This window comes from Bacillota bacterium (assembly GCA_012837335.1).
Taxonomy (GTDB): Bacteria; Bacillota; Limnochordia; order Darwinibacteriales; family DTU012; genus DTU012.
Genome location: DURM01000006.1, coordinates 1 through 7,956, shown reverse-complemented (window position 1 = coordinate 7,956; position 7,956 = coordinate 1). Strand labels below are relative to the sequence as shown.

Here is a 7,956-nt window from a genome sequence, read left to right as displayed (position 1 = left end):
TCTCACCATTTTCTGTTCGACTTTGGTCAATCGTTTAAGGTTTTTCTTGAACGTTCTAGTGGGCTTTAGTTTAAATCTCATCTAGATCAATACCTATCTCCTTAAACATTTCGTCAACATCATCATACGTTTTCAGTGTATCGCTTTCCAATTCCGCCTCCCTTATTAGCTCGGCAATTTTCTTCATTTTTGCTTTCGGATATACCACTACTGGACACAGGAAGATGCCGCCATCCTTTTCAATAATCTCAAATCTATCACCAACACTAAGTCCTAGGTTTTTAATAATTTTAGCAGGTATTGTTATCTGCGATTTATCTCTCAGTTCTACTATCATCATGGTTTTCCCCCTTTCCTATTTTCCGACTTTCCTACTTTCTAACCATAGTCTATGCTAATTTGTCATATTTGTCAAATGGTACTCGATACCAACAAACGCTATGTTAAAAAGCCTGCTGGCTGAATGCAGCAGGCTTAATGTTTGATCTAAAACTCAATGTGATACTTGGTTCCATCTGCGCTCCAGTAGGAGGTGATTCCTAAGGCTGGAATTAAGGCGCTTAACTCCACATGGAAATTGCCATCGATTACTTCCGGCCAGTCGTTGACCAGATCTGGTGTGCCGTTAATAAACATATTGGAGTTGCCAACTTCGGTGACGATGGTTGTATCTTGGCAAGTTACCGTAAGTTTCGTTCCGGTTTCGTCAAAGCTGTAATCAAGACCCAAAGCTTCCAGTACCGGCACTGCCGGACCGTAAGCTCCCACCATTCTGTAAGCAGTGAGATTGAGCTCAGTTTGGTTGAGATAAATCTTGATCAGCTCCTTGCCTTCTGCTGCATCAGCGTCTTCCACAATTCTTACTTTGTTAAAGTCAATTACAAACTGATTCGACAGCTGAGTCCAGGGCGGTAAAGCCTGGGGAGGCACCGGTCTTGGGCCCACTTCCCTGGTGAGCACCTGCGGCATTACGGTAGTTAAGCCATTTTCATCAACCTCAAATGGTATTGATTCAATCACTACCGCCGCCGGAGGCAGTCCCGGTCTGGTTGCTGTAATCGTAATTGGACCCGCTTCTCTGGTGGAGCGGATAAAGACTCTGTTAGATCCATTTTCAGCGTAGACATAGGTCGGCTCATGCCTTAAGTCTTTCACGCCGCTGTTGTATCCGCCTAGGAATACCGCCGGACCTTCGATGGTAAAGTCGATCCGCTCGTAATCTAAGGGATGGACTCTGCCGTAAGCGTCCACTACTTCTACATCGATAAAAGCGATGTCGGAGCCATCTGCTCTAAGGCCGTCCGGTCCGGTAACCGGTGTTAACCGGATTCTCACCACTTCATCTACCGTTTCAAGCTTGTGTCTAACCAATTCTTCCCCGGAAGCGCTGTAGCCCACCGCTTCGATATAGCCCGGCTGCATGATGTTGATGCCCCGGAATTCGTAGATAAAGCCATTTCGCGCTTGATTATCAACGCCGACCAGCTCGCCGTTGATGTACAGCTCTACTTTGTCCAGATGCTCGGAGCCAATTACATAAACAGTTTTGTTGGTGGCATCTCTCAGGGCATATTCCCCGGTGTATCTGTGATACTGATCTTTCAGCTCATACACATAGGCGTTCGGATCAGTCGGATAGTTCCAGTGTCCTAATAAGTAAATTGATGGTTCATCGCTTTGAATAGTTTGGAAAGCGTAGAACGACTGCTTCTTGATTCTTACCGGATCTACTCTGCCGCTCATCCGGGCATTTTCAGTTGCCTGCTGGCGTCCGTGCTGATTGGAATCAGTCCAGCATAAGGCAGCGGTGGCGGCATAATACGGATCCGGGTTGTTGGCCTGAACTCTGCGGGAGTAAAACTCATAGTAGCCGGTAACAGTTGCCAGCACAAAGTCTTCGGCAGTCATATCCCAGGCGTCCTGCCCGTTTGCTTTCGAGCCGTTCGAACCGGTAAAAACATTGCGGTAATCGAAATCCGGTGGGGAGAAGTCGTCCCACACTCTTCTTGGCGCTTCATCTCGGGCGTACTCAGTTTCCACTAAGAGCGCCATATCACGAATCACTCGGCCGCTGGCCGTGTAGCCGCCGCCATCCCTGACCCGCCGGCCGAGCATGGTGCCCACCCATTCCGCTTCTTTAACTGTTTCCAGATTGCCGATGGTGCGGCTGCCCATAAAGCGCATGCCGTGGGGATCCAGCTCTTTGCGAAGTTCAGTCATCTGGCGCATGTGCTCAGTGCTGATCTCCGCATTGCCTGCTTCCCAGAAGATGATCGACGGGCTGTTTCTAAAGTAGATAATCACATCCCGCATTACTTCCATCCGCTGATCCCAGCTTCTGCCGGTAACATCGCCCTCTTTGTCTCCGGCCGGCTGGACCGAAACGATGCCGAATTTATCTCCGGCCCGAATATCGGCGGGCTGGGCTGCGATGTGCATCCAGCGGACAAAGTTAGCATTGGATTCCCTGATTAACTGGGCGTCAAAGTCTTTCAGCCAGTCAGGAGCAATCCCAATGGCTGCCCACTCATTAGCAGCTCTTTGGGCATAACCCCTCAGCCATACAAACTGGTCGTTGATGAACACGCCGCCATCAAATCCGGGCACAATTTCCACTTTCCTAAACCCGGTAGTAATTCTGCTCACATCGATCGCTTGGTCCTGCTCGTCCCGTAAGATGCAGTACACATCGTACAGGTATGGATCATCTACACTCCAGAGCCTTAAGTCGGTTACATCAGCGCAAGCGGTGATCACGGTTGAATCTCGCGAACTGGTGTCCAGGGGTTTCGGGTTAGGTGCGTACGCATCATCAGGCACGACGGTCAGGTATTCCTGATCAGCATCAGCTGCCGGTTCAATTGTGTGAAGCGGTGAGGTAAAGCTGTAAGCCAGCTCACCTGAGTGGTTAATGATATTTACTTCTAAGTAAACCTTTTTGGCTTGACCGCTTTCGTTTCTCACTTCTGATTCCACTGTGATGGCAGCTGTCGCTGCTGCCACATTGATGTTGGACGGATAGATATAGATGCCTTTGGTTTTTAAGTTGCTGTATAAAGGCAGGGTTTGGTAAACATCATTTTTTACATACAGCCTCACGTTGCGGCTAAGACCACCCATAACCGGGTTGAAGTCCTTGGTGTTCCACTGAAAGCCAACACCGCTGTTGGATCCCGGCTCAGTGCCCGGCCTGGTTTCGCTGATGAAGCTGCTCATGCCTCTTCCGCTCGTGTTATCGGTGGCAACGGCAATTACGTTTTCCTCACCGAATTTGATATGCTTGGTTAAGTCAAAACCGAAGGGAGTAACTCCTGCTTCGTAATAGCCCACCATCTCGCCGTTGAGGTAGACATATGCGGCCTGCCTGACCCCTTCAAACTCGATCAAGACCTTTTTGCCCGCATCTTCTTCCGGTACAGAGAAGGTCTTGCGGTAGAAAGCAATCCCCCGCCACACTCCCATGTCGCCCGCGTCATTGGCGACACTGCGGAAAGAATCTTCATCATTAAAGGTATGAGGCAGACTGACATCCTTCCACGCCGAATCGTCGTAATCGGGTTCGTAGAACTGCCGGCCCTCCTCATCGACGATGCCGTTCATGGCTGTTTTAAGCGGCCAGGTGTTCACTGACGGTTTGTGAAATTTCCAGTCTAAGTTAAAATTGTAGACCGCGCTGGGGCTGTCGGGAACACGGTACTGCTCGGCTGCTGCGGCTGTGGTTAAGGCAAACAGCAGCATAAAAGCAATCAGCAGCCCAAAAATTCTTTTGCTCATGTCACTACCTCCATTTACGTTTTAGCCACGGACACTTCTGTAACATAACAATAACATTGTTAACACCGTTATCGAATTGCAATTATTGGTTAAAACATTGCAGATCTTGACGATCAATGGTTACAATGACAAAGGACCGAGGGAAAAGCTCGGTCCTTTTAGTGGCGTTACAGATTAACTTTCGCTCTAGCTCCAGATACAGCTGATATTGCTTTAAGCTCCCAGCCGTGTTCCACCGGCAGATCGAAGTACACATCTTCGTTAGATGGGTAAATTCTCAGTTCCAGTTCTTGGGGATAGCCATAGCGCTTGAGCGCTAGGTACCAGTCATCGCCAGTAGTGAACCAGTCGGCGATCAGTTGATCCTGGTGGTAGACTTCGGCTTTATCGCCAAGGTAGTCAATCTTGAGGTAAAGCTCATGGACCTGACTGGGATCAACTGCTTCAAGCTTCACTTGATAGGCTTTGTAAACTTCATCTTCGGATTTACCATCACCAAGTTCTGCAAAGTTTACCCCTACTTCTACCTGGTTAAACTCCACTGTGATGGTTCGCCGCTCTCCATCTGTGCCGTAAGCAATAATCTCTTCTTTGGCCTTTTGAGAAAGAGCGTAGATTTCGCCATTCTTTTCATATAAAGCGCAGTCAGCAATTAAGAGCTTGTCGCCAAATTTATAGGCCCGTTCCGCTTCCCAGGTGGATAGGGTGATCACCTTTCCGGGTTGTCCCGAAAACTGGTACCGCGGCTCGTTGTCAGTGTAGAAAATGCAGTAATCGCCGAGCCTGCAGAGAAGAGAAGCGTTAGTTTTTTCCAGCACTGTAGCTCCCATCGGGAGGTTATAGGGAATTACCAGGCAATCATCGGTTGCGATGTCGATTCCATCAAGTTCAATGGTGTGGTTATCAAAGCTGAGGCGGCAGCTCCAGTTTTGGTGGGGCTGCATCTGCCGCTTCCGCTGATGGTTGTTGATAAACAAGAATCCTGCTCCGGTTTGGTGGTTGTGCCGCACCGCCGCCCTGACTGTCTCCAGATCCTCAGGAGAGGACGGCTTTTGATCCGGCAGGTAGACATCGGTTGGCGCCAGGATTTCCTGGAAGTCCCGGATCAAGAGATGCCATTTTTTCACCTTGCCGTAGGATTTATTTAAGAGACCTGATTCCCGAATACAGGTTTGGAAGTCATAGCTTTTGATCGGCAGGTCGTTGTAGTAGCCGGTAGCCTTTGACTCCTGCAGAGTAGAGTAGCGGCCGTCAGGGTTGTATCCACCGTGGTACATGTAGTAGCCGATCAGATTGGCACCGGCACCAAGCATGCAGAGAGCCTGGGCTTCAATATCCTCTGGATAAGGATAAGTTCTCCGATGCGCGGTAACCTGGAGCCCACCCCCAAGCTCCGCAGTGAGATAAGGCGCCGTATCTGTATCTTTTTCCACCTGCTCCACCCCTTGGGCTAAATCGGAGCCGATTGTTTTGTCATCGTGGAAAGGAATGAACAGGAACTGCTCGCTGGCGGGCTGTTCTTTGGTATGCTGCGCCCAGGGAGCATCTACATAACCGCCGTAAACCGGCAGGGTTTCCCCATCCAGCACATAGGCTCCACCCCAGGCGGTAACGGTGTAGTAGGGAGTAACAAAGCCCAGCTCAACTGCCATTTCTTTGAGAGTGCGAAGATGGGCAAAGCCTTCCTCCCGAGTTTTCGGACGGTCATAGCAGTGACCGTACTCGTTTTCCAGCTGGATGCCGATGATTGGGCCGCCGTCTTTGCACATCATCCCTTCCGCCTGCTCCGCAAGCTTAGTCCAGTAGTTTTTCACATGTTTGAGATACTCAGGATGGTTCTGCCGCAGGGGGAATCCGCCTTTGGCAATCCAATCCGGAAAGCCGCCGTTTCTGGCCTCCCCATGGCACCAGGGACCGATCCGCAGCCACACCGGCATGTCCAGCTCCTTACAGGTCTCTAGAAACCGGCGCAGATTGCGGGAACCGGTGAAATCGAATTCACCCTGCCTTTCCTCATGGTGGATCCAGAAGACATAGGTGGCGGCAATATCCACTCCGCCGGCTTTCATCTTCAAAATCGCTTCTTCCCACTCATCGGGATGCCAGCGGGAGAAGTGAAATTCTCCCATGACTGGCAGGAACGGACTGCCGTTTTTGATCAGGTACTTGCTGTTGACCTGATAGTAGTCGCCGTTTTGGGCCCTGCCTTCCATCGGCAGCATTTTCGGCTCCTGGCTATTGTCTTTAATAATAAACTTCATCGCCAACCTCCGTGTTATTATAGTTCGATTTCGTTTAGTGTTTCTAACACTATCATCATCGATTCTTTCCAGTTGTCAGGATACTGCTCTGACACTTCAAACGCCAGGCGTCGGCCATCAGGCGCTGCCTGTTTGACCAGATCATGGACTAATTCCTTCAGCTCATCCTTGGGCAAATAGTAGTTGGACACATTGATATTGGACCAGAACAGCTTATCCGGCCAGGCTTGGCGGCACTCTGTCAGGGTCATATCCCCCTCCGGCGGCGGTGTGAGGGACTCGATTAAATCAATCGGCGCTGTGGCGATTAAGTCTTTGCAGCTTTCCAGCTTGCCGTCGTAGTGAGTGCCCACAATTTTACCGCTCTGCTGTAAAATCGGGAACAGTTTTTCATAAACCGGAATATGGAATTGACTGAAGCGCACCGGTCCCATTGTCTCGGCGGTAAAGTTTTCTAACACCGATACAAAGCGGCCCGGACCTTCCGCCATAATTTCCACCTGCTTGGTGAAGTTGTTCAGCATGGCATCGTAAAGCTCCATCAGCTCTGCTTCGCAGTCAAAGAGGTGGAAGGCAAAATTCTGCAGGCCCACATAGTCCACTAAAATGGTCTGCATCGGGGTTCTGCCCGCGGCGATGAGAGCTACACCATAGGGCTGAATTTCCTTTTCCTTGGCCAGAAAGCCCTCATAGTCCGGATATAACTCCGTGTTTTTAGTGATATAGGTCATAATTTTATAATCCTCAGGCGTTTCCAGGTAGTACTTCTGGGTCCAGCCTTCTGCTTCTACTTTGTAAAGTTCCCCCACGGGAGTGACGATGGTGGTGCGGGTAAACTCCCGTCCCCCTTCGGTGTAGGTTTCGGTTTTGTACTCAATATTTTTCTGCACAGTCTTATGGAGCGGCACCTGGTAGGTCACACCTAAGCCCGCTTCAAACAGGGGAATCCAGGCCGGATCATTCTGGGTGTGGCGCCACTCGTTTTGGTAGATAGTATAGGGAATCCGGTCCGGTTTTTCTCCGGACCAAAACGCTGCTAATCGTTCATGGATATTCATACTCATAGTCATCCTCCTTACATGTTGGCCGGATGCTCTACTTCATAAGCACCGGTTTTAAGAGTGATCATTACCTTTCCTGACTCTTCTTTATAGGTAAAATCTGATTTGGTTAAGTTTACGCCGTTGATGGTTATAGCTGCGGCCCCGGCATCCAAGACCAGCTCAGCTTCGGCGTTAAAGGGAACTCTGAAGCGGTAGTGGAGCATGTTATCTTTGTATTCCCAACCGCTTTCATACCTTCCCGCAGCGGTATCGACCTTGGCCTTTGCCCACTCTAAGCTGCGATTGGGCTGAGGCGCCAGGCGGATTTTCCTAAAGCCCGGGTAGGCTTCCTCAGGATTGATGCCGCACATATTGCGGTACATCCACTCCGCAATCGATCCGTACACATAGTGGTTGAGGGAGTTCATGCCTAATTCCCCAAACCTGCCATCAGGAAGCAGGGAATTCCAGCGCTCCCAGATGGTGGTTGCTCCCAGTTTAACAGAATAGAGCCAGCTGGGAAACTCCTCATTTAACAGCAGCCGATAGGCGATATCATTATAGCCGTTTTCCGAGAGCACGCGGCAGAGATAGGGTGTGCCCACGAAACCGGTCTGGAGATAGTAGTTGTTGTCCTCCAGCTTTTTCACCAGCTGCTCCAGAATCCTGGGCCGCAAGTGGTCCGGCACCAGATTCATAAACAGGGGTAGAATATATGATGTTTGGGTATCGGCAGCCATCCGTCCTCGCGGAGTGACGAATTCCTCGCAGAAAGCGGTTTTTACTTCTTCTGCCAGCTGCCGGTACTCTTCGGCCAGCTCAGCTTTACCCAGCACTTCGGCAGTTTTAGCTGTCAGTTCCGCTGAGTAAGCGTAGTA

Annotated in this window: 5 protein-coding genes; all 5 read right to left on the bottom strand. The window is 50.1% G+C overall.

Annotated features, from left to right (window positions below; all coding sequences use genetic code 11):
- Positions 1–70 precede the first annotated feature (70 nt).
- Positions 71–337, bottom strand: a complete 267-nt coding sequence (locus GX019_00445) for an AbrB/MazE/SpoVT family DNA-binding domain-containing protein (protein ID HHT35626.1) — start codon at positions 335–337, stop codon at positions 71–73.
- Positions 338–486: 149 nt separating this feature from the next.
- Positions 487–3,774 (bottom strand): glycoside hydrolase family 2 protein, encoded by a 3,288-nt coding sequence (locus tag GX019_00440; GenBank protein ID HHT35625.1) that lies wholly within the window; start codon positions 3,772–3,774, stop codon positions 487–489.
- Positions 3,775–3,941: 167 nt separating this feature from the next.
- The gene (locus GX019_00435; protein ID HHT35624.1) at positions 3,942–6,035 is read right to left on the bottom strand and encodes a hypothetical protein; all 2,094 of its coding nucleotides are present in this window, start codon (positions 6,033–6,035) and stop codon (positions 3,942–3,944) included.
- 17 nt (positions 6,036–6,052) lie between these two features.
- Positions 6,053–7,099 carry a hypothetical protein gene (locus tag GX019_00430; protein HHT35623.1) on the bottom strand — a complete coding sequence of 349 codons (1,047 nt, stop codon included), beginning with the start codon at positions 7,097–7,099 and terminating at the stop codon, positions 6,053–6,055.
- A gap of 11 nt (positions 7,100–7,110) precedes the next feature.
- Positions 7,111–7,956 (bottom strand): alfa-L-rhamnosidase RamA (locus GX019_00425; protein ID HHT35622.1); only part of this gene is annotated, 846 nt, incomplete at its 5' end.